Genomic DNA, 26,333 nt, shown 5'->3' with positions numbered 1-26,333 from the left:
TCACATCGCCTGACCCTGGGACTGCACCTGGGGCTGACGAGCCCGCAGCTGCGCCTGCCGGCGCTGCATCGCCTGCATGCGCTCCGTCGCCGACGGCCCCTGCGACTGCGCCGCGGTGGCCCGCGTCGCCGCCGCCGGAGCCTGCCGCGGAGCACGGGAGACCCGCTCGGCCGCCGGGGACTGCTGCTGCTTGCGCCGTGCAGCCGCCTCCGTCGCCGTCTGGTGCGCCCGTTGGATCTGTGCCTGCGACCGCGCCCTGCTCTCGGCCTGCGCTTGGCTCTGAGCACGGGCACGCGCCTGTGCCTGGGCCTGGGTGCGCTGGTCCTGAGCACGCTGAGCCTGCGCCCGAGCCTGCTGCTGGCTCTGGGCCGTGCGGTCCGCCGCCGACTTCTGCGCCTGCCGACGCTTGGCCGCCTCCGCTGCCTCGGCCTGACGCTTGCCCGCGTCCTGGGCCTGACCGGTCGGGGACGCCTGCTGCCTCTTGGTCGTCCTGGCCTCGGTCGCGTGCCGGGCCGCCTGCTCCCGACGCGCGACCATCCGCCGGCGCTGGCGGTCCTGCTGCGCCTTCCTGAACTCCGGCGAGTCCTCGCCGAACCGCTTCTTGGCCGCCTCCATGCCGTCGATGCGGATCGCCGACTGCACCTTCTGGACGTCCCTCGGGTTGACCGTCAGCTGTGCCATGCCTGACTCCTATCTCGTGGTGGGTACTGCTGGTGGGTACTGCTCACAGCTCCATGCCGTGGTCCTGGCTCGCCTCCCTCTCCCGGCTCTGCTTGTTGGCCCGTGCCAGCCGCTCATGGATCGACGGGACCCGCCGCTCCTGACGCGCCTCCTTCGCGATCTGCGCACGGTGGTTCTGGATGCGGACGCCCTGAAGCGTGTCGATGAGCGACCCGTCGCCCGCGGCGGCGTTCAGCTCGCGCAGGACCTGACCGGTCGCGTCTTCCTTCGACATCGACGGGTAGGCGGTCGCGAGCTCCATGCGGCGAGTGTTGGCGAACCGCGTCAGCTCCTCTGGGTAGCGCGTCTTCGCCTCGGTCATCACCTCGTGGACACGCTGGTAGCGGGCCTCCTCCGCCACGCGCTCCTGTTCTGCACGGCGGATCTGCTCCTGCTCGCGCTGCTGCGCCACGAGCCGCTCCTGCTCGGCGACCTCCGACCGCACGCCCTCGAGCTGCGCAAGGAAGGCGTCCGGCGTGCCCGGCTTCCGCTGCATCGCCCGCTGAGCGAAGTACGCCTCGTTCACGAGCTTCGCCTCCGCTGCCGCCTGCCAGTACTCCTCGCCGCCGCGCGGGTGATCCTCACGGGCGAAGGCCAGAGCCCGCTGGTGCAGTACCGCGAGCTCGCTCGCGAACTCGCCGCGGTAGGCGTCCCGCGGATCGGACGATGTGCTCGGAGCGTCCGGCACGGACGCCTCGGTCCTCGCTCCCCGGAGGACCCACTGACGACGACGCTTCGGCTCGAGCTCGAACGGCTCGTCCTCGAGCGACAGGTCCAGCGATTTCCGCTCGGGCTGAGCCTCGACAGCGTTCTGCTTGTCGTGCTCGCGTGCGATCGTCGCCTGCACGGCGCTCAGACCCTCGTCCCCGCGGACACGGGAGACGGCAGCAGTGAACTGCTCGAGGACGTCGGCGTCGTCTTCAGCGACCGTGTGGAGCACGTTCGCGTAACGCCCACGGGTGAGGCCCACGTAGAGCCCGGCAGCGTCGGTCTGGTCCGACAGCACCATGTGCGCGGTGTCCACGGTCATGCCCTGCGCGCCGTGCGCGGTGACAGCGAACGCCAGCTGGACGTTCTCGTGCACGTAGTCGGGGTCCAGTGTCCGGTGGTGACCGGACTCGACGTCCTTGACGATGACCGACCCGTTCTCCTGCACGGAGCGGACCTCCCACACCTGCCGGTTGGCGACGTCCATGTCCTTGTCGTTCAGCCTCGTCGCGACGCGAGCGCCCTTGGCGATCGGATCGCCGTCCCGGCCGCGCACGACGACGCTCGCGTCGATCGTCCGGTTGGCGACGAGCTCGTCGTAGACGGCACGGTTGATGCGGCTCGCGACCGTGTTGGTCGATGCGACAGCGATCGAGCTCTCCCCCGCCTTCGTCTCGAGCGCCACCGTCTCCGCGACTCGACCGATGACCTCGTCGACCTCGCCCGTGCGCACGTGGCCGCGCTCCTGCAGCATCGCAACGAACGCCTCGGGTTCCTCCCGCTCGCGCAGCTTCAGCGACGCGTCGGCGTACTCGGTGTCGAGCTGCAGCCTGGTGCTCTTGCCGTCGGCGATCCGGAACCTCTGCACGTTGGTGAGGTCGTGGTAGGCCGACGTCGCCGCCCACGCGTCACGCAGGTAGCCGCCGCGACCGACGGCCGGCAGCTGCTTGGAGTCACCGAGCAGGACGACGCTTCCGACACCCATGTCGTCCGCGTACCGATGCAGCGCCCACGCCGTCTCCTTGTCGAGCATGCCGGCCTCGTCGACGACCAGGACGCTCTCCTTGTCCATGCGCCACTCCTGCGACTGCGGCTTCCACTGCACCGGGAGCGTCCAGCGCCCACGGTCGTCGAACGACGCGCCCGCGGCGACCAGGAGTCCGTGCACGCTCGTCGCCTGCGCGCCGATGGACTTCCCCATCTCGAGCGCGCCGCGCTTGGTCGGCGAGACGGCGACCAGACGGCGGTCCCGGGCGATCAGCTCCTCGTTCGCCGCCTCGAGCATGGTCGTCTTGCCGCTGCCCGCCGCGCCCTCGACGACGACGAGCGCGTGGTTGCCGGTGATCGAGCGTGCCGCTGCCGTCTGATCTTCGCTGAGCGAGAAGCTGCCGCGGTTCTCGGTCACGTACCCGTCGCGTCCGCCGCGCTGTCCGCGCTCCTGCAGACGACGCATCACCCCCCAATCGTTGGCGACCACGCGACGGGTCGTGAACCGCGTCCGCTTGGCGTCGTTCTGGGCGTCGAGCCCGTCGAGCTGGAGTACCTCGCCGGTCGCCGCTTCGATCGCCGCGGATCGCACGGTGACCGCGTCTTCGCCCATGACGTAGGTGTCGGCCACCCGACGGTCGATCGCCGCGAGTAGCTCCATGCGGGAGAACGCCGTGCTATGTGCCTCGAGATCCTTTACTGCCTCACGGGCGATCACGTCGGGGTCGATGGTCGACGGGTCCTCCCGCACGACCGCGCGTGATTCGTTCTGCGGGGCGACCTCGGCCAGCCGCTGCGCCTTGTCCTCGAGCACGCCCGCCGCGGTCTTCGCCGTCGCCTTCTTCTCCGGACGGTCGGTCGCCCACCCGAGCTGATCCCACTTGCGCACCTGCGCAACGCTCGGCTCCTTGCCCGGGTTCTCCGACCGCCACGACGCCTCGGCCGCCTCCTTGTGCGCGGCGACCTGATCCCGCCGCGAGGAGAACTCGTCCACCAGCGGCTCGAACTCCGCGATCTTGCCGCCGCCGACGCCGGGCTCCCACGTGTAGCCCTCCTCCGCGATGACGCGGCGCAGCTCCGAATCCGTCGACATCGCGAGGTCCGCCGCTGCCGACATCCGACCCGCCGCGGCGTAGACCATCGCACCGTCCACGGCCTTCCACTCGAGCCCCTTGCGGGTGCGCACCTGCACCCTCGGCAGCAGCTGCACGTGACGGTGGTAGTGCGGGTCTCCCCCGCGAGAGCTCGTGTGCTGGACGTGCGTCGCCTCGACGCGGGATGCGCGCACGGCGACCTGCGGCCCGCGGGGCCTCATGACCGCACGCCCTGCCGCGTGCTCCGCGAACGCCTCGACCGATGCGGTCGTCGCGCGGTCCATCGCGGCCTCGAGCGCCTCACCGATACGAGGGTTCGCCGCCGCCGCGAGCGACAGCGACTTCGAGGACGAGACGAGCACCTCGTGGTACACCGGCGACTTGCGCTGACCACCGCGCTGCTGACCGCGGACGGGCGACTCCGCTTCGAACGGGTCCCGGTGCTCCATCCAGCGACGGAACTGCTCGCCGTCGATGTTCCGAGCCGTCGCCTGACCGTTCTCCACGGCAATGTGGGTGACGGGGAGGTCCTTGCCCTCGCGCAGGTACGTCTCGCGCAGATAGTTCTCTGCAGCCTGTGCCGACCCTCGGAAGGTGACGACTCCGCCCTTGCTCATGCGCCTGCTCCATCTCGGCTACGGGCCGCTCCGGACAAGCCGGATCAGGCCAGATACGTAAGATGAACCGACCGTCATGGGACGGTCGGTCACTCGGAAGCGCGTGGGTCGCTCCGAGTGGCGTGGCTAGGTTCATTGTAGCTGGCCACTGGCTGGAACCGCTAGGTTCCGCTAACTCGCGAAGCGAGTTAGATTGTGTGCCTCGATTTTTCCCTTGCCGTGTATGCGCGCCCCCGGTCGCCGTGTGTACACGTGCTCGCGCGGGGGTGTGCACCCGCTCAGCGTCGACGCATCAGCCCCTCGCGCGTGGGCGGGTCGACGGTGGTGAAATCATCAGCCCTCGAGGTTGTCAGCCCACCGGGCGGTCGTTGGCACGCCTGCCGGAACGGCCGACGTCGGTGATGTCCGAGGCCGTCGCTGCTGCGGTGGTGGGTGGTCGGTCGCGAGGTGGAAGCGCCGGGGTCGTCTCGAGGTCCGGGGCGGCGTCCGGAGTGAGGCCGCGTCCACGCGCCGCAGGGCACAAGGAAGCGCCCCGACCGTATGGCCGGGGCGCTGCTCCTAGCTCAGCTCCGGACGCTGCCGATCACGCGGCGGCGCGGGTCAGCATGTGCTCGTAGTCCACGAGCTTCACGAGCGTGCCGGGCAGACCCCGCACGATCAGACGGGCCTCGCCCATGGAGCGAGGCAGCAGCTCCGCTCCCGTCATCGAGGTCGTCTTGTCGGCCGAGAAGTTCTCCTGCCCTCCCGAGCCGATCGAGGACACCTTGCGCTCTGTGGGCGGCACCGTCCACGCCGCCTGATCGATCAGGTCCTTCTCGATCGCACCGACGCCCACCAGGATCGAGGGGAAGATGTTGAGCAGGACCTTGGCATCCTTCTCGCCGAACCTCTTCTCGAACTGGCTCGAGTGCTGAGCCGCCACCAGGAAGTGCATGCCGTAGCTCCTCATGACACCGATGTACTGGTCGAGACGCGGCAGCGGGCAGATCTGCGGGCACTCGTCGATCACCATCTGGATCTTCGGCAGTCCCTTGGTGATCGAGTGCTGCGTCCAGTGACGCACGAGGGACTCGATCACCGACGCCGCCGCGCTCGCGCCGCCCCCGTCCCCCGGGGAGACGAGGTACAGCGTGGAGCCCGGCTGCTCGAGCAGGTCGGGGCTGAACGGCACATCGCCTGCCTTCCCGCGGACCGTGCGCTTCTTCCAGTTGCTGAGCGCCACGCGGAGGTTGATGCCGATCGAGTCGCGCTGGCGGGGGTCGAGCACCGTGCTGCGAACGATCTCGCGCACATGCTCCGAGCCGAGGAGTTCGGCACGGCGTGCTGCTGTGGCCCAGCTCGGCGTCACGTAGTCGGTCTTGGCCTCCTCCTCGTCCTCATCCTCGCCGGTGTCCAGCGCGGCCTGCATCACCCACTCGATACCACCACCCCAGACGGTCTCTCCCGTCTCGGGGTCCGGGTAGTAGCCGCCGGCCTGCACGAGACAGGCGAGCGTGCCGACCGCGAGCTGCATCCAGAAGGCGCTGTCTCCGCCTCCACCGCCACCGCCGCCCATGCCGAGCGAGCCGAGCGTCGTCAGCAGTTCCGCGAGGCCGAGCGCCGAGTCGTCGTTCGACCCGTCCTCATCCCACGTGAGGAGGGCGCACGGGTCGCTGCTCAGGCGGATGACGTCCTCGGGCAGCTGCGCCCAGTCCGCCTGACCGGTGAGGTCCATGACGTACATCGGACCGCCACGGCTCGCGCGGATGCGCGCGGACATCTCGGCCAAGTCGCTCTTGGCGCTGACGGCGACGACGCTCTCCTCCCACAGGCAGATGCTCGGTACCAGCACCCGCCGGCTCTTGCCCACACCCGAGCCGGCGAGCACGAGCGTGTGCACCCCGCCCTCGGCGAGGCCGGACGTCTGCCCCGTCGCGTCCATCGCGAAGCCCACGTAGGGACGAGGCTCCTCCGGAATTGTGCTCTGCCCCCGACGACCGCTCGAACTGTTGATCATGTTCGGACTCCTTTGCTTTCTGTGCCCCCGAGGGCGGATCACCCTCGGGGTTGAGCCTTCCCATGTCCTGCCTGCGGCTTGGCTTCCTTGATGCTCATTTCGGCTCCTTCGTGGCATTACGACCTGTTGGACGGCCGGCCCCCGGCCGCACTCCTCCGCGCCCTGTATCAGGTATCTGTTCGGCAATACGGCGCGCGAGGTCCTTGTCCTTCCTGGCGGCGGCTATCGCACCCCGCACCCACGCGACGGCGCTCACGCGGACCGTTCGACCCTGGGATGCAGGCCGCAGCTTCTCCGCGGACCTCACCAGTCGTCCGAGGTGCCGCGAGTCGTCGTCAGGGAGGACCACCTTCATGGCGATTATTCTAGTGGACCCACTTGATTTTAATCAAGAGGGACCACTAGAATGAAGGCATCCGGAGCTCCACGAGAGCTCATCGGCCGACCATCCGCGGCGGCCACCACCGTACGAAGCAGCGCACCATCTCTCGGTGCGCCTCGTTCTGTCGGCTCTGCTGTCGGGCACTGCTCCCGGCGCTGGACTCCGGATCGGAGGGTCTGCCATGTGGCGACTCGTCTTCGGCGCGATCATCCTTGTGGTCGCCTGCCTCACCGTCTTCTTCATCGGCTACGTCGCCGGCACCACCACGTCCCCGCTCGCAGCTGCGGCCGGGCTTCTGCCCCTCCCTGCAGAGGCGCTCGGCCATGCCTGAGCCGCTGTACGAGGCCGAGCGCGCCGCGTGGATCAAGGGCCGGCGCTGGTGGGACCGCCACGCCGCGATGCGTCGCGCGGACCTGCTCGCGCGTGCCGCCCGCAAGCGCGAGCGCGCGGCGACCGGCGTCGGCGACTCCGCCTTGCACGAGGAGATCGCCAAGGGTCGCTTCGCGCAGTGGGCCCACCACGACGACACCAAGACGTCGGCCCTCGGCGCGATCGCCTACGTGATGCTCTTCTGCTACGCGCTGCCGCTCGTCGTCGGGGTCGCCTGGGTGGTGAGCCACGTGAGCTACCTGCTGTGGCGCACGGCCCTGCGTCCCTACGCCTCGCGCCCTTGGCCTCCGCTGCTGCTCGCCGCCGTGCTCGCCTTCGCGGCGGTGATGGCGCGACGCCTCGGGCTGGACCTTGTCCTGATCTACAGCCTCGCCGCCATGTACGAAGAGGCGAGCGGTGGGCTGCTTGCCCCTGCTGCGCTCTCGCGCTGGTACGCCGCGGGAACCGTCTCCTGGCTCGAGATCCAGCTGATCCTCGGCCTCTTGTCGAGCGTGTACCGCGCCTGGTCGTGGGGGTGGGTCGCACCGACCGTCCGTCGCGCGACAGCAGCCGCCAAGTCTCGCGACGGCAGAGCGGTCGACCCCGCGGTGCGGATCCTCGGCGGTGCGGCAGCGACCGTGCCCGCCGCCACGGAGATCGACGAGGACGCCGAGCCGGCGCTCGAGGACGCAGGCTTCCAGATCATCTCGGACCTGCCGAGCGAGCCCGAGCCTGAGCCCGACGACCCCGATCCCGTCTTCGACGACGACCCCTTCGACATCGACGACATCGACATCGACATCGAGGCCGTCGCGCAGATCATCCCCACCGTCACCACCACCGAGAAGGAGCTGTCATGACCATCCAGCCCGACATCCACATCCACAACACGAACTTCGACTCCGGGGCCCACATCTGGCGGGTCCTCGCAACCTTCCTCGCCATCGGCTCGCTCGTCTCGCTCGCGTACGGCCTCACCCAGTGGGGCCTGATCGAGATCGCCGCGACCGGCACGTCGGCGGTGCTGGCGATGCTCTTCCAGCTCATGATCCGGAACGGCTTCATCGTCTTCGGCGACGGGCCGAGCGAGGACGCCCGCATCGAAGAGGGCCGCAACGCCCTCAAGGCCATCGCCGGGATGATCCAGGCGTACATCGACCACAGCTCTCTGCTGCGCCTGGTGCTCATCTCGATCGGCTACGGCGTCGCCTTCGTGCTCCTGCGTCAGACAGTCACCTGGGCGCTGACGATCTTCACCAACGTCTGGATGGCGCTGGCCGCCGGCGGCGTGATCGCGGCCTTCATCTGCTTCCCGACGCTGTTCGCGGGCCTCCTGCGTGCCGTCCGCTCCCGCACTCACCGCACGGGAGCCCCGACCGCCGCACCCGCTGCGGCCGAGCCCGGCACGGGTGCCCGGCCGGTGCCGCCGCTGCCGGTGGACCACTTCAGCGACCTGGACCAGTGCCCCCATCAGAGGCCCCGCAGCCTCGAGGTGCAGAGCCCCGAAGGGGTCGAGTAATGAGCGCGGGCGACAAGACCCCGAGCCCGATCGCCCTGCGACTGCTGGCGATCGCCATCACGTACGCCACGGCGTTCACCGCTGGCTACTGGCTCCTCGCCGGGGCCGACGCTCACGGCGGCATCACCCTATGGGTCGCCGGAGGGGTCGGCACCGGCATCGGACTGCTCATCTGCGCCCCCATGCTGCTGACCGACCTGCTGTCCGCCATCAGGCACCGCAGCCGCACGATCCCCAACCCCGACGACGTCAAGACGGAGAGGACCCAGCCATGAGGACCACCGCAATGATGACAGGTCTGTTCGCCCTCGCAGCGGTCGCCCTGGTCGGCTGCGGCTATCCCGGGGCAGCTGCAGACCGCGAGGCGGCCCAGCAGCCGGCATCATCGCCCACCGCCACAGCGCCGGCCGCCGCCCCTGCGACCACCCCTGCGCCGTCCCCGGCACCGACCGCCCAGACGAGCGATGGAGGCGGGACCGTGGCACAGTCCAGCGATGGCGGAGACGCGGCCGCCCAGCCCAGCGACGGAGGCGGTGCTCCGCCCCCCGCGAGCGCATCGCCGACCCCTGCCGGGATCAACCTCATCGACCGCTCCGAGGGATCCGTGACCTACCTCCGCGCGATCCAGAACTTCTCCCCCACCATCGAGTCCTGGCAGATCAAGGACAACCGGCTGCACTACGTCTCCTACACCTGCATCGGAACGGTCGACTTCGAGACGTACGCGAGCCTGCACTCTGATGGCGACGGGCTCACCACCGCCAAGTGGGAGGGCAACTCGCCCACGATCGATATCAGCGATGAAGACACACTGACGATCGATGAGACCACGCTGCGCTACACCGACTCGCTCGACCAGGACGGGCCGGCGAACGTGCACTACGACGCGGAGTTCGGGGAGTTCACCCGCATGTGTGGTCAGGCGGGCAAGGACCTCGCAGGCTTCGTGCTGTGAGGTTCCGGTGCAGGGCGGTGCGCAGCGCACCGCTCTGCACCCTCGCCTCCTCCTCGACGCAGGTGGAGAATCGTCGCATGGACAAGGACGACCGCTTCGACGCCGCGGACTACCTCCACACCTCGGGGGATGTCGACGCGCTGCTGCGCACTGCGCTCGAGGATGCGCATGACGATCCCGATGCGATCGACGAGGCCATCGGGGTCATCGAGAGATCCGGCCACCCGCTCCCGTCGTGGTGGACCGAGGCACGCTGACTCAGCCTTCCTCGAGCCGGCGTCGGGGGTTCACGCCGCCCCGTTCGCTCGCGCGGGCCGCCGCCTCCCAGACGGACGGGTCAGCGAGCACTGCACGCTCATCGTCGGTCAGGTCGCGCTCGACCTGCTCGCCCATGGGTTCTTGGTCTTCCGGATCGCGACGTCGCATGCCGCGATCCTGCCACGACGGAGATGACGACGGGACTACTTCGGGCGCGAGGCCCGCTGCTCCACGTACCTCTCGGCGTCGACCGCGTATAGAACGATGCCGTGCTCGGGGCAGTTGACGCTCGCACGCATCATCACGTACTCCTGCAGCTCGCCGAGGTGCTCCTCACCGAGCTCTCTGACGAGCTGCTCGATCGGGTACCCGGACTCGCAGTCCGGAGCCGGCAGTTCGTGTCCGTCACGACTCGAGACCATCGCCGCGGTCTCGGCGTACCGATCAGCGATGTAGTCCTCGAGCGCCCCGAGCGACACCCGCCACTGTCCGCGGCCGCCGACCTTGATCGCGCGCAGCTCGCCCGACCGAACGAGGGCGAGAGCCTGCTGGTACGAGATCGACAGCTCCGACTGCACGTGCTCGAGCGACACGAAGCGCGGGAGACCATCGGAGCTTGTCATGGACCGAGAGTAGGCCAGCCGGGGCAGCCTGGGCCCGACATCCATAGCAGAGCCGGTGAGGGCAGAGCACCCGAGCGCGAAGGTGTGGGTGCTCATAGAACAATCCCGGGAGACAGGACAGGTCAGGCCCGATGCGCACATCAGAATGCGACAAGTAGGGCAAATGGCGCATACCCAAGTAGCGCAGGGTGGCTCCTCTGATGTAAAAGTTCCCTCAGATCCATCGGATCAGCGCAGACCCGTCAGTTGAGCGACGTCTCGACTCGCTACAGCCAGCCCCGCCTCTAGATTCCCGGATAGCAATTACCCTTCCATCGAGACAGGATTTCAGAAGTGACCCTCAGTACATCTTCACGCACCAATATGCCTCTCGAAGAGATCGAGGCGAGCGGGCCTTTCGTCTGCGACCTCACAGTCGACGGCTACTTTTTCATCCTCAACATCGCGCGGTACGCAGAGGAGACCCTCATGCCGAGCGAAGCCGACAAGTTTGTGCAGGAACTCGAAAAGGCTCGCGTGACTGACGACGACGACTGGGCCTCGAATCTCGCAATGACCCTCAACTTCTCTGATCTCGAACAGTACGTATCCGACAACTGGAGTAGAACCGAGCACCCCGATCATCGCTTCGACTTTCACCCGTATGCGCAGGACTTTTCCATCTCCATTGATGACGAGTCGGTGCCAGGGGATCTCGAATGGGACGGAGATGCCTTCGTCATGTGGGTCAATCTTGATTTGCTGAAGGAGACCCCCGAGGGCTTCGCGGCCCGCCTCGAGCAGGAGCGTGCCGCTCGCAACGCAGCAAGGTAACACCGTTGCCCTCCGGCGCGCTATCGATGCCGGAGGGCAACGGCCCGGGCAAGCTCACAGATCGGACAAGCACAAGAGCTTGCAAGCGCGAAGCCACGGGCTCCATCTGCATGTGCCCGGGCGACACCAAGCCTGAGCGGCCATCAACGCCAATCAAGGACGTAGGGTGTGTCAGTGCGCACTTCGCTGAAGCGGTACCACTTTTTCCGACCCATCGTCGATTAAAGACAGCTCGAGCTCTAGACCCGGCTCGTCGAGAAACCACACGAAGGTACCCGACGCGATGTCCTTGAGCCGCCGCTTGGCTGGCGATGCATTGCGCGACGCGAACGCTGTGAGAAAGCGGCACGAGTCTGGATTAATGCGCTGATCAGCAGCCCATTCGAGAAGTTCGGCCTTCCGCCGCTCATGAATGGGCCCGTCGCTGTTGACCGCCTCGACGATCCAGAACTCGGCAGGCTTGGTCCCGAGGTCTACAAGGACTGCATCTGGGAGCAGGGCGGCTACATCGATCTGCACTCCGAGCACTGTCAACGTCCGTTGGTCGCCGACATAGACCTTGTCTCCCGGCTCACTGACGGTGAGTACGACGGGATCGATCAGTTTCCGCGGAGCCCACTCCTCGATCACGCCTTTGAGGATCTCGGACGACTGCCCATGCTCGAGTGTGCGCTGCTGCCCGTCAGGCAAAGTGACCGTGACTGCATACTCTGACGAGGCAGACTCGCGACCACGGTGGGCACGGAGCCGGGCACCAGCGTCCAGATACTCGTCAGTCCACCGGCTGATTGCCTCTGTCAGCTCATCGCCCTCGAGGGCCGGATCGAAGAGATCAGCGAAGTGCGCCTCGATTGCCCACCTCGGGAGGTTGCTGGTCGTGCTGAGGCCCGCGCGCTGACGCATCACGTTGAGGCCAAGCCACTCCTTGAAGACGTCATCGCGCAGCGTTTCTCGACTATTCTCGCGGTATCGCGGAGCGATGTCGATATCCCACGTGGCCAGAAGCTCCTCATATGCCTTCCGCCCCCGAAGTGCCGCTTTTCGCCATTCGACGCGATCGAGCTCCTCGATGCGATCATCGAGTATGTTCTGCTGCTGCCAAAGAATTGTCGTCGGTCGCGCCCAAACCGGCGGATCTTCGTCACGGGGAGCAACGGCGTCCATGTATAGCAGGCTCACCACTGCCCAGGCGGCGATCGGGCTCGAGAGGGTGGTATCGAAGGCCGCACGGGGGAAGATCCAGCCGAGACGTTCCTCGGCGAGTTCCGGATCGATCACGGACCTCACAGGCGACCTCCGAGCCGGTACTCCATACTTACGGCGACGCTAAGCTCCTGATCGTCCAGCAGTTCCCACGAGGCGAGCGTCTCAGCAGAAGGGAGTGGCAGTGCCGAGAGCTCGAAGGCCGAAAGCGCCACGGACCCAGAAATACAACGAGCGACCGCATCCAGCGCAGAGCTCTGCAGCAGGCGGCTGAGGAGCCTCATGGAGAGAACCGGCCCTGCCGTGGCCGGCCGCAGGACGTTGACGTGGTTTTCGATCACCACTGACCCGCCAAGGCTCTCGAGGTGCTCGGAGGTGAGATGCACGCTGGTCAGCCGACGAGTCTGCTCCGGAGCCGTGGTCCTCTGAACGAGAACGGCTGGTTCGGAGAGGAGCATTGTTCTGCGGTCCCGGTCGGACCGCACCACGAAGTACCTCATCGCGCCGCGTCGAGCGTCGGTGTGCAACGTGCCGCCATCGAAGTCGGCTGACCAGATGACGGGGACACCGGAGTTGTCGTTCAGGTCGGCGAGCCTGCGATTCCAGACAAGGGGACCTGTGGACACGCGCCAGCCGGCGCTGCTCAGGGTGAGGGGCATCTGCGAGGCGGCAGCGGACACAGCCGCGATGTCGGTCCGGCGAGGGAGGATCCACGGTTCGGACCCTCGCGGCGATGGCACCTTCGCGACCTTCGGGACGCCCTCGTCGTTCAGAGTCGTGATGTTGGCCTGTCTGATGCGCGCCGTCGTGAATGTCGCGAGGCAGGTCTCCTGCAGGACGGTCGAGAACACGCCGGAGCGTTTCTCGACGAACCCGAGCTCCCGCAACCGAAAAGCCGACGAGAAGTGCTCTCGGAGGGGCGAAAAGTAGCGTCCAGCGAGGAAGGACGTGGGCACGAGTGCACCGAGGACGCCCTTCTCGTCAAGTCCCTCCGCACCGGCGGCCATGAACAGGCCGTAGATGTTGGCGTGACCGTAGACGACATGGGAGAACCGCTCCCTCTCCTGCTCGGAGAGCTTCACTCGACCGTAAGGCGGATTCATTACGACGGCGCGTGCGCTTCGCGTGGCTGGCGCGAGGCCGTCGCCGACGTGGCAGAGCGCGGGCAGCGGTCGGCGATCCTTGTCTGGGATGCGGGCGAGGGTGGGGAGCATCTCGGCTGCGAGGACAAGGTTCGCTACCCACACTGCGGCGGGGTCGTTGTCGATACCCTCGAGCAGGTTCGACAGCCCCGCCAGCACGAGGCGTGGGTTGACGCCGGCGCTTGCACGCAGGTGTTCCCGTAGGGCAGGGAGCAGCAGCGCCCCACCCCCGCAGGCGGGATCTCGCACGAGGCCCGGCAGGGTCTTGGAAGCTGCACCCCCTTGTCCGAGCGTCTCGCGCACCTGCGACCAGAGCGGCTCTGACAGCTCCGCAGGGGTGTAGTGCCGACCGTGACGTGCTCGCGTGGCGCTACTGAGCGACTCGACGTACGCCTGCCCGACCTCTTCCCCGGTCAGCGCGCCCCACTCCTCCTCGAGCTGCGGGAGCTCGGACATGGAGAAGGGCGGCTCGGCCGCGACAGCCTGTGTGACGTCCAACCACACTCCGTCTAGGCCGGCCGCATCAGCTCGGGCAGTCCACCAGGACGGAAGCGCTGCGAGGACAGCCGAAGCCGTGGGGGAAAGCTCCGCAGACGCCTCTGCGGAGCTGATGTGCCGTCGCGATCCCCTTGCACCGAGTGGGCGGTCCTCGATCAGAGCGGTCTGGAGAGCCATGCCCCCACCCTATTGAATGAGACCGACCTCTGGGCCCACTTGACCGATTCCGGTGGCGCAAATCGCCAGGTCAGACGGGGAAGCGGAATGGTCCCTAGCGCGTGAAACCGGCGTGCCCCTCAACTGGAACGCTCGAGGGATGTGGCTGCGAGGCTATGAATGCGGGACGGCCCGGCTGACTCACCGTCACTCAAGCAGGCCCGTCGGGTCCAGCGGGCGCAGAAGCGCATCGATGTCTGCTCGAGCAACGCGGGGTGTGCGGCGGCGTGCGCCCTTGGGAGCGACGTCGTAGGCCTGCAGAGTGCCGTCACTGATGCGGCGGTAGATCGTCGCGACGCTGACGCCCAAGTACTTGGCGGCAGCGGGGATCGGCAGGTAGGCGGATTCAATGACGGGTGTGCTCACGGTATCTCCAGCGGTAACGACCCGTCATCACACGCGGGTGCTACCGAAGCCGATCGGAGCTTCGGCCCGGCGACCATCACCTCAGGCACGTACGGCGAGCCCGCTCCGTCGCGCGGGCCAGTGGCGACTTGGTCGCCAGACACCCGATCTCGTGGTGTCCCAGTCGAGGTCGGCGTCATGCAGGAGATATCTGCGCTAGACCGCCTCATGGACAGTCACCGACTAGGTCAATGATATCAGCAGGCAACATTGCGATACAACGAACCCCAATAGATCATGCGGATTTGCCCTTTTCGTCGCCCCCACGGATCTTCTCGTCCAGCCGCCTCGCGCGCTCGCGGTCTCGAGCGTCGCTCGCGACCTGGTAGCCCATAGCCATGGTCACCGTCGTGTGCCCGAGCAGCCGCATCAGCTCCGCAGTGGTTGCCCCACCCTGTGCAGCGAGCGTCGCCGCTGAGCGCCGGAGATCGTGGACCGTCAGGTGGGGCTTGTCGATCGCCTCGAGCCCCTTGTTGTGGGCGCGGCGCAGGAGCGACTCATGCATCGGCTTCGTAGCATCCCTGATAGCGGGGAACACGAATGCGTCAGGGGTCTTGATCGGTGCGTTCTCGAGGTGCTCTCGCAGCGGCTCGACCATCATCTGCGGCATCGACACCCTGCGATAGGACGCCACTGTCTTCGGTCCGTCGATCCTCCACGTGTAGCTGTGGTCGTCGGCGCGCACGCGGCTTACAGCCTGCTCAAGGCGCAGAGTTCCGGTCTCCAGGTCCACGTCCCGACGCCGCAGACCTCGTACCTCACCTGAGCGCAACCCGCACCACAGGCACGTCATCAGCGCCAGCCGGTACCGCGGGGTTACAGCTTCGAGGTACCTCTTGCCCTCATCGACCGTCATCGCATCGTCCCGCCTCTTGGGCTCCGGCTTGCCGGCACCGCGGACCCGGCAAGGGTTCCGATCGATGATCTCGTCCTCCACCGCCTCGGCCATAACCGTCTTCAGGAGGTCGTAGCAGCGGCCGTCCTGGGCGGGCGTACTTCCGAGAGAGTCCCACCACTGTGTCACCGCCGCCGAGGTCAACTCGGTCAGCGCCACGTCGCCTAGCGCTTCCTGACCTCGGTTCTTCCAGTCCTTCCGGTACAGGTCGGCGGTGGTCTGCTTGATCGGGTTGCGCGCGCGCCTCGACCTGCGTTGAATCACGGCCTCGACGTACTCGCCTACCGTCACGCCAGCACTCTCCTGCTGCAGCCGGCGACGCTTTGGAGGGCTCCAGGTACCGGACGAGATCAGCTGGTCCTCGCTCGCGAGCCACGCTTCTGCGTAGGCCTTCTTCGCAAAGGTGCGCGGTGCCGTGTGCACGGCGAGGTCCGGCCCTGTGTACCGTGCCTGAAACCTGCCGGAGGTCAGCTTGCGGATGCTGCCGAACGCGCGCTTGCCAGCCATGTCGATCCTCTCGTCACTAGGAGCCCGGCGCGTGCCAGATACGTGCCAGATGGATCGGGCCGTGCCAGATCCTTGCCAGATTAAAGCCGGTCAGAGGGTTGCCATGAGTGCTATTGCGAACCTCATCTGGCACACAAAAAGGGCCGCCAACCGGGTGTTTCACCAGGTCAGCGGCCCTTTCTGGCCGGCGGAGACGAGAGGATTTGAACCTCCGAGGCGGTTTTTGCCGCCTACTCCCTTAGCAGGGGAGCGCATTCGGCCGCTCTGCCACGTCTCCTCGCGCACCGGGTGCGCGGTGCGCGAACTGCGGCGTTGATCAGGAACGGATCGAGATCAGCGCTGCGTGCACGCAACGCCGTTCATCGTAGCGGAGGGCGTACGGGCCAGCAAAAGGGCCGACGGCGGATCGGGCGCATGTCACGTCCGCCGGTGCCCGACCTCAGAGCCCGAGCTTCGCCTGCAGGTCGGCGATCTGCTTGGGCGTGCCCACGCGGTACTTCACGTAGGTCAGCCGCCCCTCGGCGTCGATCGCGAACGTGGAGCGGATGACGCCCTCGACGATCTTGCCGTACATGTTCTTCTCGCCGAAGGCGCCGTAGGAGCGCAGCACGTGCTTCGACTCGTCGCTCGCGAGCGTGTACGGCAGGTCCTGCTTCGCCGCGAAGGTCTTCAGGTCCTCGATGGCGTCCGGCGAGATGCCGACCACCCGGTATCCCTGGCCGGTGAACATGTCGTGGTGATCGCGCAGGTCGCAGGCCTCCCTGGTGCACAGCGAGGTGTTCGCGGCCGGGTAGAACCAGATCAGCGCGGGAGCGCCGCGCAGGTCGGTGAGGCTCACGCGCCCGCCGTCGGCGGTGGGCAGGTCGAAGTCGGGTGCCATGTCGCCCACGGCGAGCTTCACGGAGCCGCCTGCGGCGGGGGTCGTCGGCATGAGGGCGTCTCTCCTGGGTGGTCGGGCCGACGGGTGGCACCGCCCTCGTGGACGGGCGGCGCGGGCGGGGTCGGCAGGGTCGCACTGGTCCCGCCACTGTACGGAACCGGCGGGTGGCACGACGGGCGCGGAGGCGCCGGCCCGGTCCGAGGGGGTCGGCGGACGCCGTCGGCCCGGTCTGCGAGGATCGGCTCCATGGACGCGCAGCACGAGGACGGCTCCCTCTTCGGTGACGATCTGCTCCCCCGCCCTGCGAGGGTGCTCGGACCGGGGGCGGTCTGGGTGCCGGGCTTCCTGCGCCTGGACCAGCAGGCGTGGATCTCCGCGCGCTTCGAGGAATGGGCCGAGGGGCCCGTGCCGCCGCGCTCCCCGAAGGTGCGCGGGCACGAGATGAGCGTGCGGACGGTGTGCCTCGGCTGGCACTGGCGGCCCTACGCCTATTCGCGGGAGGCGGTCGACGTGAACGGCAACCGTGTGCTGCCGTTCCCGGACTGGATGATCCGACTGGGCCGTTCGGCGATCGCGGCGGCCGCGGAGCACGATCCCGAGCTCGCCGACGCACCCACGCAGCCGGGCATCCCCGACCGCCTCTACTCCCCCGACACCGCCCTGGTGAACCACTACACCGCCGCGGCGAAGATGGGCATGCACCAGGACAAGGACGAGCGCTCGCTCGCGCCCGTGGTCTCGCTGTCGATCGGCGACGCCTGCACGTTCCGCTTCGGCAACACCGAGGCGCGCACGAAGCCGTACGAGGACATCATGCTCGAGTCGGGGGACCTGTTCGTCTTCGGCGGCCCCGCGCGTCTCGCCTTCCACGGCGTCACCAGGATCCAGCCGGGCACGGCGCCGGAGGGCTGCGGGATCACGGAGGGCAGGCTGAACATCACGCTGCGGGAGACCGGACTCGAGGGCTGAGGGCCCCGTCGGCCCCGTTCTCCACCGTCCTGCTCTCCCGCGCTCGGCTCTCCCCTGCCGCGCCGACCCGTCCCGACCCGCGCCGACCGCCCCGCCTACTCGCCGACCGGATCCGGCGCGAGGGTCCCGTCAGGGGCGATGTGCTCGAACATCTGCTGGACGACCATCACCACGTGGGGGTCGTCGACCGTGTAGAAGAGGCGGCGTCCGTCGCGCCGCGCGGAGACCAGTCCCGCCAGGCGCATCTTGCTGAGGTGCTGGCTGGCGGTGGCGACGGTGATGCCCGCCTCGTGGGCGAGGGCGCTGACGTCGAGCTCGCCGGCGACGGCGAGGGCGACGAGGTGCAGGCGCGTGGGAGAGCTGAGGAGCGCGAAGGTGCGCGCCACGGTCTCCAGCTGCCGCCTCGTCGGTTCAATGCCCATTAATTCATTGTGTCACCGTTCTGCGTCCCACCATGCACGATTCGACACTTGCATACCTGCCTAAACGTCTGACAGTGTGTCGGACGTGCTGAGATCGATCCGCCCCGCGCTGCTGTGCTTCCTCGTCGCCGTGCCGGCGCTCGTGGTGCGCCTGGGCGGCATCGAGGCCCCCTCGCTGCTGGGGCTGCTCGTCTTCGGCGGAGCCGTGGTCGCCGCGGCCTTCGTGCTCGCGTGGGCGGCCGAGGCCGCCGAAGTCGACATCAGCGGCGGTCTCGCGGTCGCGATCCTCGCGATCATCGCGGTGCTCCCCGAATACGCCGTGGACCTCTACTTCGCCTTCCGTGCGGGCTCCGAGCCGGACTACGTGCAGTTCGCCGCCGCGAACATGACCGGCTCCAACCGTCTGCTGCTGGGGCTCGGCTGGCCGGTGGTGGTGCTGGTGAGCGTCGCGATCGCCTCGCGCCGTTCGGGGCGCACCGTGCGCGAGGTCGTCCTGGATCCCGCGCACCGCCTCGAGCTGGGCTTCCTGCTGATCGCCTCCCTGCTCGCCTTCGTGATGCCGCTGACCGCGACCATCAGCTGGGTCCTCGGCGCGATCCTGCTGGCCTGGTTCGTGTTCTACCTGGTGCGGATCGCGCGCGGCGGGGCCGAGGAGGAGCCCGACCTGGTGGGCACCGCCGCGCGGATCGGCGCGCTGCCCCAGCGCACCCGACGCCCCGTGGTGATCGCCCTCTTCGTCGTCTCCGCGCTGATCATCCTCGCCTGCGCGGAGCCGTTCGCCGAGGCCCTCGTCGCCTCCGGCAGCACGCTCGGGATCGACCAGTTCCTGCTCGTGCAGTGGCTCGCGCCGCTCGCCTCCGAGGCGCCCGAGTTCATCGTCGCGATCATCTTCGCGACCCGCGGGAAGGCCGCGGCGGCCCTGGGCATGCTGATCTCCGCCAAGGTCAACCAGTGGACGATGCTCGTGGGCAGCCTGCCCATCGCCTACGCGCTGGGAGGCGGCAGCGGCACCCTGGTCCTGGACCCGCGCCAGGTCGAGGAGATCCTGCTGACCGCCGCGCAGACCATGATGGGCGTCGCGCTGCTGCTGGGCCTGCGCTTCCCCCGCTGGGGCGCGATCGCGCTGCTCGCCCTGTTCGCCGTGCAGTTCGCGGTGCCCGGGACCCACGGCCGCCTCATCCTCTCCGCGGTCTATCTCGCGGTCGCGCTCGCCCTGTTCGTCCTGCACCGCCGCGGGATCCTGCCCGCGCTCACCGCCCCCTTCCGCCGGGACCCCGAGGGGCCCGACGGGGGCTCGGACGACCACCGCACGGACGACGAGGGCCCGGTCATCCGCGCCGGTCGCCTCGACCCTGCCGGGCGATGATCCCGAGGTCCGTGCGGACCCACCAGTCGCCCCTCGCGCGGCGCTCCGCGCGGCTCGCGTAGCGGTAGTCGAACAGCCGCACCCGCAGTCCCGTCGGCGCGGTCCCGTCGAAGGGATCCGCGCGCAGCAGGCGTCGGATCTGCGGATCGCCCTCGAGCAGCTTCGTCAGCAGCGCGACGAACCAGGGGTCGGCGCCGGGCCGCAGGGCGAGGAACCACATCAGCCAGTCCAGTCGCAGGTGGTAGGGCGCGAACTGTCGGGAGCGCCGTGCGAGGGGGCCCGGTTTGCCGGGGAAGAGGTAGGGGCGCCACTCCTCCTCGCCCGCCGCGTCGGGGTCCTCGGCGAGGGTCCCCTCGATCTCGACCTCGTGGCGCCGCGTCGTCATCGACCCGAACGCGCCGTAGGCGTTGACGAGGTGCCACCGGTTGAAGCTCGCGTTCATGAGCTGATGCGAGGAGAAGAGGTTCTTCAGCGGCTTCCCGCTGAGGGCGACGAGCCCCGCGAAGACCGCGAGCACCAGCACGTGCCACCACAGGGGCGAGGAGGCGAGGACAGCGCCATCGGCCGCTCCGCCCCCTTCACCGGGACCGTGGGGAAGGCCCCATCCGGGCCAGGGTCCGCCGACGATCCAGCGCAGGAACGGATCGCTGATCGCGCTGAAGGCGACGAGGATCGTGAGCAGGTTCAGCCAGGCGAAGTTCCCGGTGAGCATGAGGAAGAGCTGGGTGAGGATCACCAGGCCCGCACCGATCGAGGCGAGGGGCTGGGGAAGCAGGATCAGCCAGATCGCGCCGAGCTGGACCACGTGGCTGCCCAGGGTCTCGAGCCGGTGCCACCAGCGGGGCATGAGGTGCGCTCGTCGGCTCAGCGGGCCCGGCATGGGCTGGGTGAGGTGGTGGAAGTCCATCGCGGTGAGGTCACGCCAGGCGGGATCGCCGCGCATCTTGATCATCCCTGCGCCGAACTCGAGGCGCAGCAGCATCCAGCGCAGGAACAGCAGGATCAGCAGGGGCGGGGCGACCGCGTCGGACCCGAGGAAGCCGACGACCGCGCCGCACTCCAGCAGCATCGACTCCCAGCCGAAGCCGTAGAAGACCTGGCCCACGGAGTGGATGGAGAGATAGAGCCCCCACATCACGAGAAAGACGGGGATCGTGGTCCAGGCGGGGCCGAGCTGCGGGAGGCCGAGCACGCACGCCGCGCCGAGGAGCATCCCGGTCGCGCACATGATCCGCAGCAGACGATCGCTGTAGGGGGTGCGCGAGAAGCGGAAGAGCGTGGGGCCCCCGCGGATGCCGCGCTGCTCGAGCCTGGCGAGGTACCGCGGGGCGGGCAGCAGGCCGCGCTCCCCCAGCAGCGCCGGGAACTGCCTCCAGGTGGAGGCGAAGGCGATCACGAACACGAGGGCGACGCCGCGCATGATCACCTCGCGGGCGATCGTGTACTCGCGGGCGTCGAGCAGCGAGAGCCAGGCGTGAAGATCCATCGAAGTCACCTCGGTGCCATCATCCGCCCCTCGTGCCAGGGCGTCGAGGGCGGGCCGACGGGCCGAGGGGCCGCCGTGCCGAGCGACCGTCGGGCCGACGCATCACCCCAGCGCGCGCAGCAGCACCGCCCCGGCCCACCACGAGCACAGCGCGAGGACCAGCACGTATCCGGCGTTCCACGCCCCTGCGGGCACGCCCGTGAGCTGGGCGAGCTGCTGGGGATCGTCCTGGCGGCGGCCGCCGGTCATCACGGTCCCGAGGTGCCGCCAGGCGCCGAGCAGGAGCAGCACGCCGAGGGCCAGGACGAGAGCTCCCGGTCCGAGCGCCCCGCCCCACCACCACACGGCGCCCACGATGAGGGCGCTCACCAGCACCGTCGCGACCGTGTGCAGCGAGCGGGAGAAGACCAGCGACACGACGAGCAGCACGAGCGCGACGGCGAGCGCCGTGCGCGCCCAGCCGCCGAAGGCGATCTGGATGAGCAGCGCCCCCACCAGGGCGGGCATCGGGTACCCGGCCCAGGCGGAGAGCACGCGGCCTGGTCCCGTCGGCCGCCCCACGGTCACCGCGTGGCCGGACATGTCCCCGCTGACCACGAAACCGGTGAAGCGCCTGCCCACGAGGATGCCGACGCCCGCGTGCCCGAGCTCGTGCACGACCGTCACCGCGAGGCGGGCGAAGCGCCAGACGGTCGGGACAGCGACGGCCGCGAGGGCCACGGCGATCGCGGCGAGCGACCACCAGCCCTGCTCGGGCGGGGTCGCGGGCAGGCTGCGCTGCCACGCCCCGGAGAGGGCCTCGGAGAGAGCGGTGCCGATGTCCACGCCCGCCAGCATCCCAGGCGCAGCTGGGACCGGGCCGAGGCGCGGACGGGGCCGGATGCGGACCGGGCCGAGGCGGAGACCGGACGATGGGCCCGGCCGACGAGAGACGGGTCACCCGAACCGGGCGTCCCTCGCACCGGCGCCGCCGGGACGCTATCGTCGCCACCGCGGCAGGACATCAGACGTCTGATGACCCAACTGTCCCGCCGCACAGGATCAGCGTCGATCGCCCCGTACCAGCGGGGCCCGAGAGCCTGGAGGGATTCCGTGGAGACCACCGGACTGGGTGCTCTGAACTGGGCCGTCATCATCATCTATCTGCTCGCGATGCTGGGCGTCGGCGTGCACTTCACGCGCCGCGCCTCCACGAGCACCGACTCGTACTTCCGGGCCCAGGGGCGGATCCCCGCCTGGGCGGCGGGCTTCAGCATCTACGCGACCACGCTGTCGGCGATCACCTACATGTCCACGCCCGAGCAGGCGTACCTCGGCGACTGGTCGTACGCCGCGGGCAGCCTCGCGATCTTCGCGATCGTGCCGATCCTCATCGCGTTCTACGTGCCGTTCTTCCGCAAGCTCAACGTGGTCACCGCCTACGACTACCTCGAGGAGCGCTTCAGCCCGGCGATGCGCGTGATCGGGTCGCTGATGTTCGTGCTGTTCCACATCGGCCGGATCGCCGTCGTCATCTACCTGCCCACCCTCGCGATCGCCTCGGTCACCGAGATCGATCCGGTGTTGGTGGCGGCCATCGTCGGACTGCTCTCGATCGTCTACACCTTCCTGGGCGGCATCGAGGGCGTGATCTGGGCCGACGTCATCCAGGGGATCATCCTGCTGCTGGGCGCCGTCGTGATCATCGGCTTCGGACTCTCCACGATCGACGGGGGCCTGGGCACGGTGGCGAGCGACGCGATCGCCGACGACAAGGTGATCTCCGGCAAGAACTGGGACCTGGGCGGGATGCTCGGCGCCTCGATCCCGATCATCTTCATCGGCTCGGTGTTCACGAACCTCTACCAGTACACGGGCAGCCAGGACGTCGTCCAGCGCTACCAGACCACAGCGAGCACTCGGGAGACGAAGCGCTCGCTGCTGACCAACGGCGTGCTCTCCCTCATCACGATCCCGCTCTTCTACGGCATGGGGACCCTGCTGTACAGCTACTTCAAGAACACGAGCCCCCTGCCGGACTCGGTGAACACGTCCGCGATCGTCCCCTACTTCGTGGTGCACGTGCTGCCGGCCGGGATCTCCGGCGTGGTCCTGGCGGCCATCTTCGCCGCCGCCCAGTCCACGCTCTCCTCCTCGCTCAACTCGATCTCCGCGTGCCTGACGGTCGACATCTGGGACCGCTTCCTGGTGGGCCGCGGCGCGAAGGCGTCCTCCGTCGGCCTCGCCCGCGCGATCATCGTCGTCGCCGGCGTCATCGGCACGGGCGCGGCGCTCTACCTGGCGAGCACCGACCAGGCGGAGACCTGGAACCTGTTCCTGTCGATCCTGGGGCTGTTCGGCACGCCGATCGCCGCGGTCTTCGCGCTGGGCATCTTCACCCGCCGCGCGAACACGGTGGGTGTGATCGCGGGTCTCGTGGTCGGCTCGATCGCCGCCTGGATCGTCCAGGACTCCGGGTCGACGCCGTTCATGGTGGCGTGCTTCGCCTTCGTGGGCACCGTCGTCGTGGGCTACCTGGTCTCGCTCGCGTGGCGCGCGATCCGTCCCGGCCGCGACGGGCACGACATCCGCCCGCTCACCATCTTCGGCATGAAGACCGCCTACGTGCGCCGCAGCGAGAGCGCGAGCAGGTGAGATCGGGGCGCAGGGTGTCCGACAGCCATGCGTCCGACGGACCTGAAGGATGTCCTCCGCGCCGACGGCGGGGCCGATAGCGTGATCCGGTGACGCCTCACCGGATCCCCCATCCCACGACCATCGAGGTGCGCGGCGCGCGCGTGCACAACCTCCGGGACGTCGACGTCGACGTCCCGCTGGATTCCCTGGTCGCGATCGCCGGCGTCTCGGGCTCCGGCAAGTCCTCGCTCGCCCTCGGCGTGCTCTACGCGGAGGGGTCGCGCCGGTACGTCGAGGCGCTGTCGACCTACACCCGCCGGCGGATGTCCCAGGCCCCGCGCGCCGCCGTGGACTCGGTGACCCACGTGCCCGCGGCCCTCGCGCTGCGCCAGCGGCCGGCCGTGCCCGGGGTGCGCTCGACCTTCGGGACCTCGACCGAGCTGCTCAACGTGCTGCGGCTGATGTTCTCGCGTCTTGCCTCCCACCTGTGCCCGAACGGACATCGCGTCCCGCCGACGATCGACGTCGCCGCCGAGGTGCCGTTCTCCTGTCCGGTCTGCGGCGCCGCGGTTCAGGCCCCGGGCGCGGAGGCGCTCGCCTTCAACTCAGAGGGCGCGTGCCCTCGCTGCGAGGGCATCGGCACGGTGCGCGAGGTCGACGATGCGGCGCTCGTGCCCGATCCCGGGAAGTCCCTCGACGAGGGAGCCGTGGCCCCCTGGCAGATGTTCGGGTTCAACGTCCAGCCGGACATCGCGCGCGAGTTCGGGGTGCGCACGGACGTGCCCTTCCGGGACCTCACCGACGCCGAGCGCGAGATCGTGCTGGACGGCCCCGAGGAGAAGAAGCACATCACGGTGACGTCGAAGAAGGGCGTGCACGACCTCGACTTCACGTTCCGCAACGCCCGCCTCACCGTCACCGAGGAGCTGCGCCGCGCCGACACGGAGAAGCGCCTGTCCCGCGTGAGCCGCTTCCTCGTGGAGACAGTCTGCCCCGACTGCGAGGGCACGCGCCTGTCACCCGCCGCGCGCGCTCCGCGCATCGGCGAGCTCGGCCTCGCCGGCGCCACCGCCCTCACCCTCGACGGCCTCCTGGCATTGGCCCCGACCGTGATCGACCCGCTGCCCTCCGACATGCACCCGATGGCCCGCGAGCTCGTCTCCCAGCTCACGGGCATGGCCGACCGGCTCGTGCAGCTGGGGCTCGGCTACCTCTCCCTGGACCGCGCGGGCTCCTCGCTCTCCACGGGCGAGCGCCAGCGCGTCCAACTGGCCAGGGCGGTGCGCAACCGCACCACGGGCGTTCTCTACGTGCTCGACGAGCCCAGCATCGGCCTGCACCCCTCGAACATCGACGGACTGCTCGCACTGATCGGGGACCTGCTGGCGGACGGCAACTCCGTGCTCCTCGTCGACCACGACGTGCAGGTGCTGCGCGAGGCGGACCACCTGATCGAGATCGGGCCGGGTTCCGGTCGCGAGGGCGGCGAGATCACCGCGAGCGGGAGCATCCGGCAGGTGATCGACTCCGGGGACTCCCGCCTCGCCGGCTTCCTCGACGGCAGCGCCGACGTGGTGATCCGCAAGCAGGCGTCCCCCGCGGAGACGTTCGCCCGGGGGACCATCGCCATGACCACGAGCGCCCTGCACACGGTGCAGCCGCTGTCGGTGCGCATCCCGCTCGGCCGCCTCACCGCGGTCACCGGGGTCTCGGGCTCGGGCAAGACCACGATGGTGCTCGAGTCCCTGGTCCCCGCGCTGCGCGCGGCGACGGCGAGCGGGGCCGGCCTGCCCGGCCACGTGCACACGCTGGATGCCGCCGGCATCCGTCGCGTCCACCAGATCGATGCGACCCCGATCGGCGTGAACATCCGCTCGACCGTCGCCACCTACAGCGGGGTCCTGGACGACCTGCGCCGAGCCTTCGCGCGCACCGCCGCAGCGAAGGAGGCGGGCCTGGGCGCGGGCGACTTCTCGTACAACACGGGGTCGCTGCGCTGCCCGCGCTGCGAGGGCACCGGGCGCGTGGTCCTGGACGTGCAGTTCCTGCCCGACGTCGACATCGACTGCCCGGAGTGCGAGGGCACACGGTACGCGCCGGCGGCGGAGTCCTACCCGCGCGACGGGGTCTCCCTCCCCCACCTGATGGGCCTCACGGTCCGGGAGGCGATCGAGGCGGTGGGCGACATCCCCGCGGTGCGCAGGCGCCTGCAGGCCCTCATCGACCTGGGTCTGGGGTACCTGACGCTCGGCGAGGACACCCCGGCGCTCTCCGGCGGCGAGGCGCAGCGTCTCAAGCTCTCGGCGCACATCGACCGCGGGCAGGCCGACGCGCTCTTCGTGTTCGACGAGCCCAGCGTCGGGCTGCATCCCCTGGACGTGCGCACGCTGCTGCACGTGCTCGACCGCCTGGTGGGCAACGGCGCGACCGTGGTCGTGATCGAGCACGATCTCGACATGATCGCCAACGCCGATCACGTGATCGACATGGGGCCCGGCGGCGGAGCGGCCGGCGGCAGGATCGTCGCGACCGGCGCCCCGCAGGAGCTGGCCGAGGATCCCGGCACCGCGACCGGCCGCTTCCTGCACTCGCACCTGGAGCACGGAGCCGGCACGGGCGGCTGACGCGGCTCCCCGAGCGACCGCCGCGTCGCGCCGCGAGAACGAGTGCGCCCTCGCGGACCCGCG

Annotated in this window: 24 protein-coding genes and 1 tRNA gene; 11 read left to right on the top strand and 14 right to left on the bottom strand. The window is 69.1% G+C overall.

The features are described from left to right. The 3 genes from FHG10_RS01240 to FHG10_RS01230 form a co-directional block, all read right to left on the bottom strand. Positions 1–681, bottom strand: coding sequence for a hypothetical protein (locus FHG10_RS01240; RefSeq protein WP_152351517.1), 681 nt, complete (start codon positions 679–681; stop codon positions 1–3). A 43-nt stretch (positions 682–724) separates the two neighbouring features. Further along, complete coding sequence (locus FHG10_RS01235; protein WP_152351516.1) at positions 725–4,126, bottom strand: AAA family ATPase; 3,402 nt, start codon at positions 4,124–4,126, stop codon at positions 725–727. Positions 4,127–4,709: 583 nt separating this feature from the next. After that, positions 4,710–6,122 carry a type IV secretory system conjugative DNA transfer family protein gene (locus FHG10_RS01230; RefSeq protein ID WP_193636150.1) on the bottom strand — a complete coding sequence of 471 codons (1,413 nt, stop codon included), beginning with the start codon at positions 6,120–6,122 and terminating at the stop codon, positions 4,710–4,712. Between the two features lie 563 nt (positions 6,123–6,685). Between FHG10_RS01230 and FHG10_RS17855 the strand changes: the two genes are divergently transcribed. From FHG10_RS17855 to FHG10_RS01205, 6 genes are all read left to right on the top strand, one after another. Further along, positions 6,686–6,835 (top strand): hypothetical protein, encoded by a 150-nt coding sequence (locus tag FHG10_RS17855; protein WP_193636149.1) that lies wholly within the window; start codon positions 6,686–6,688, stop codon positions 6,833–6,835. Then, the gene (locus FHG10_RS17850) at positions 6,828–7,733 is read left to right on the top strand and encodes a hypothetical protein (RefSeq protein WP_193636148.1); all 906 of its coding nucleotides are present in this window, start codon (positions 6,828–6,830) and stop codon (positions 7,731–7,733) included. The genes FHG10_RS17855 and FHG10_RS17850 overlap by 8 nt, the downstream gene beginning before the upstream one ends. After that, positions 7,730–8,392 (top strand): hypothetical protein, encoded by a 663-nt coding sequence (locus FHG10_RS01220; protein WP_152351514.1) that lies wholly within the window; start codon positions 7,730–7,732, stop codon positions 8,390–8,392. Before FHG10_RS17850 ends, FHG10_RS01220 begins: the two co-directional genes overlap by 4 nt. After that, positions 8,392–8,667 (top strand): hypothetical protein, encoded by a 276-nt coding sequence (locus tag FHG10_RS01215; protein ID WP_152351513.1) that lies wholly within the window; start codon positions 8,392–8,394, stop codon positions 8,665–8,667. Before FHG10_RS01220 ends, FHG10_RS01215 begins: the two co-directional genes overlap by 1 nt. After that, positions 8,664–9,347, top strand: a complete 684-nt coding sequence (locus FHG10_RS01210; protein WP_152351512.1) for a hypothetical protein — start codon at positions 8,664–8,666, stop codon at positions 9,345–9,347. The genes FHG10_RS01215 and FHG10_RS01210 overlap by 4 nt, the downstream gene beginning before the upstream one ends. Before the next feature lie 77 nt (positions 9,348–9,424). Further along, complete coding sequence (locus FHG10_RS01205; protein WP_152351511.1) at positions 9,425–9,604, top strand: hypothetical protein; 180 nt, start codon at positions 9,425–9,427, stop codon at positions 9,602–9,604. 1 nt (position 9,605) lies between these two features. On the opposite strand, the gene FHG10_RS17845 is transcribed toward FHG10_RS01205, so the two are convergent. Together FHG10_RS17845 and FHG10_RS18140 are read right to left on the bottom strand one after the other, a co-directional pair. Further along, positions 9,606–9,773, bottom strand: a complete 168-nt coding sequence (locus FHG10_RS17845) for a hypothetical protein (RefSeq protein WP_193636147.1) — start codon at positions 9,771–9,773, stop codon at positions 9,606–9,608. A gap of 35 nt (positions 9,774–9,808) precedes the next feature. Continuing rightward, on the bottom strand, positions 9,809–10,228 hold the full coding sequence (locus tag FHG10_RS18140) for a helix-turn-helix domain-containing protein (protein ID WP_152351510.1): 420 nt from the start codon (positions 10,226–10,228) through the stop codon (positions 9,809–9,811). Between the two features lie 333 nt (positions 10,229–10,561). On the opposite strand from FHG10_RS18140, the gene FHG10_RS01195 reads away from it, so the two are divergent. Then, positions 10,562–11,041, top strand: coding sequence for a hypothetical protein (locus FHG10_RS01195; protein ID WP_152351509.1), 480 nt, complete (start codon positions 10,562–10,564; stop codon positions 11,039–11,041). Positions 11,042–11,212: 171 nt separating this feature from the next. Here the strand turns inward: FHG10_RS01195 and FHG10_RS01190 are convergent, their stop codons facing one another. The 6 genes from FHG10_RS01190 to FHG10_RS01165 form a co-directional block, all read right to left on the bottom strand. After that, entirely contained in the window at positions 11,213–12,319 is a 1,107-nt protein-coding gene (locus tag FHG10_RS01190) for a BsuBI/PstI family type II restriction endonuclease (RefSeq protein ID WP_227487960.1), read from the bottom strand. A gap of 5 nt (positions 12,320–12,324) precedes the next feature. Beyond that, positions 12,325–14,061 (bottom strand): Eco57I restriction-modification methylase domain-containing protein, encoded by a 1,737-nt coding sequence (locus tag FHG10_RS01185; RefSeq protein ID WP_152351507.1) that lies wholly within the window; start codon positions 14,059–14,061, stop codon positions 12,325–12,327. Positions 14,062–14,247: 186 nt separating this feature from the next. Then, positions 14,248–14,466, bottom strand: coding sequence for a helix-turn-helix transcriptional regulator (locus FHG10_RS01180; RefSeq protein WP_227487959.1), 219 nt, complete (start codon positions 14,464–14,466; stop codon positions 14,248–14,250). Between the two features lie 274 nt (positions 14,467–14,740). After that, the gene (locus FHG10_RS01175; protein ID WP_152351506.1) at positions 14,741–15,907 is read right to left on the bottom strand and encodes a tyrosine-type recombinase/integrase; all 1,167 of its coding nucleotides are present in this window, start codon (positions 15,905–15,907) and stop codon (positions 14,741–14,743) included. Positions 15,908–16,095: 188 nt separating this feature from the next. After that, a tRNA-Ser gene (locus FHG10_RS01170) sits at positions 16,096–16,184 on the bottom strand. Between the two features lie 162 nt (positions 16,185–16,346). Continuing rightward, positions 16,347–16,838 (bottom strand): peroxiredoxin, encoded by a 492-nt coding sequence (locus FHG10_RS01165; protein WP_152351505.1) that lies wholly within the window; start codon positions 16,836–16,838, stop codon positions 16,347–16,349. Positions 16,839–17,033: 195 nt separating this feature from the next. On the opposite strand from FHG10_RS01165, the gene FHG10_RS01160 reads away from it, so the two are divergent. After that, on the top strand, positions 17,034–17,756 hold the full coding sequence (locus tag FHG10_RS01160) for an alpha-ketoglutarate-dependent dioxygenase AlkB family protein (protein WP_152351504.1): 723 nt from the start codon (positions 17,034–17,036) through the stop codon (positions 17,754–17,756). A 95-nt stretch (positions 17,757–17,851) separates the two neighbouring features. On the opposite strand, the gene FHG10_RS01155 is transcribed toward FHG10_RS01160, so the two are convergent. Continuing rightward, positions 17,852–18,178, bottom strand: coding sequence for an ArsR/SmtB family transcription factor (locus FHG10_RS01155; RefSeq protein ID WP_152351503.1), 327 nt, complete (start codon positions 18,176–18,178; stop codon positions 17,852–17,854). Positions 18,179–18,263: 85 nt separating this feature from the next. Between FHG10_RS01155 and FHG10_RS01150 the strand changes: the two genes are divergently transcribed. Continuing rightward, the gene (locus FHG10_RS01150; protein WP_227487958.1) at positions 18,264–19,544 is read left to right on the top strand and encodes a sodium:proton exchanger; all 1,281 of its coding nucleotides are present in this window, start codon (positions 18,264–18,266) and stop codon (positions 19,542–19,544) included. Here the strand turns inward: FHG10_RS01150 and FHG10_RS01145 are convergent. Together FHG10_RS01145 and FHG10_RS01140 are read right to left on the bottom strand one after the other, a co-directional pair. After that, on the bottom strand, positions 19,507–21,030 hold the full coding sequence (locus FHG10_RS01145; protein ID WP_193636146.1) for a lipase maturation factor family protein: 1,524 nt from the start codon (positions 21,028–21,030) through the stop codon (positions 19,507–19,509). The two genes, FHG10_RS01150 and FHG10_RS01145, sit on opposite strands and share 38 nt — an antisense overlap. A 102-nt stretch (positions 21,031–21,132) precedes the next feature. After that, positions 21,133–21,855 carry a M50 family metallopeptidase gene (locus tag FHG10_RS01140; protein WP_227487957.1) on the bottom strand — a complete coding sequence of 241 codons (723 nt, stop codon included), beginning with the start codon at positions 21,853–21,855 and terminating at the stop codon, positions 21,133–21,135. Positions 21,856–22,122: 267 nt separating this feature from the next. On the opposite strand from FHG10_RS01140, the gene FHG10_RS01135 reads away from it, so the two are divergent. Further along, complete coding sequence (locus FHG10_RS01135; protein ID WP_152351499.1) at positions 22,123–23,664, top strand: sodium:solute symporter; 1,542 nt, start codon at positions 22,123–22,125, stop codon at positions 23,662–23,664. An 89-nt stretch (positions 23,665–23,753) separates the two neighbouring features. Beyond that, complete coding sequence (locus FHG10_RS01130) at positions 23,754–26,270, top strand: excinuclease ABC subunit UvrA (RefSeq protein ID WP_152351498.1); 2,517 nt, start codon at positions 23,754–23,756, stop codon at positions 26,268–26,270. The last annotated feature ends 63 nt before the right edge of the window (positions 26,271–26,333 follow it).

This window comes from Brachybacterium subflavum (assembly GCF_009299795.1).
GTDB lineage: Bacteria > Actinomycetota > Actinomycetes > Actinomycetales > Dermabacteraceae > Brachybacterium > Brachybacterium subflavum.
Note: the sequence above shows the minus strand (reverse complement) of the source record. Positions and strands in the feature narration are given on the sequence as shown.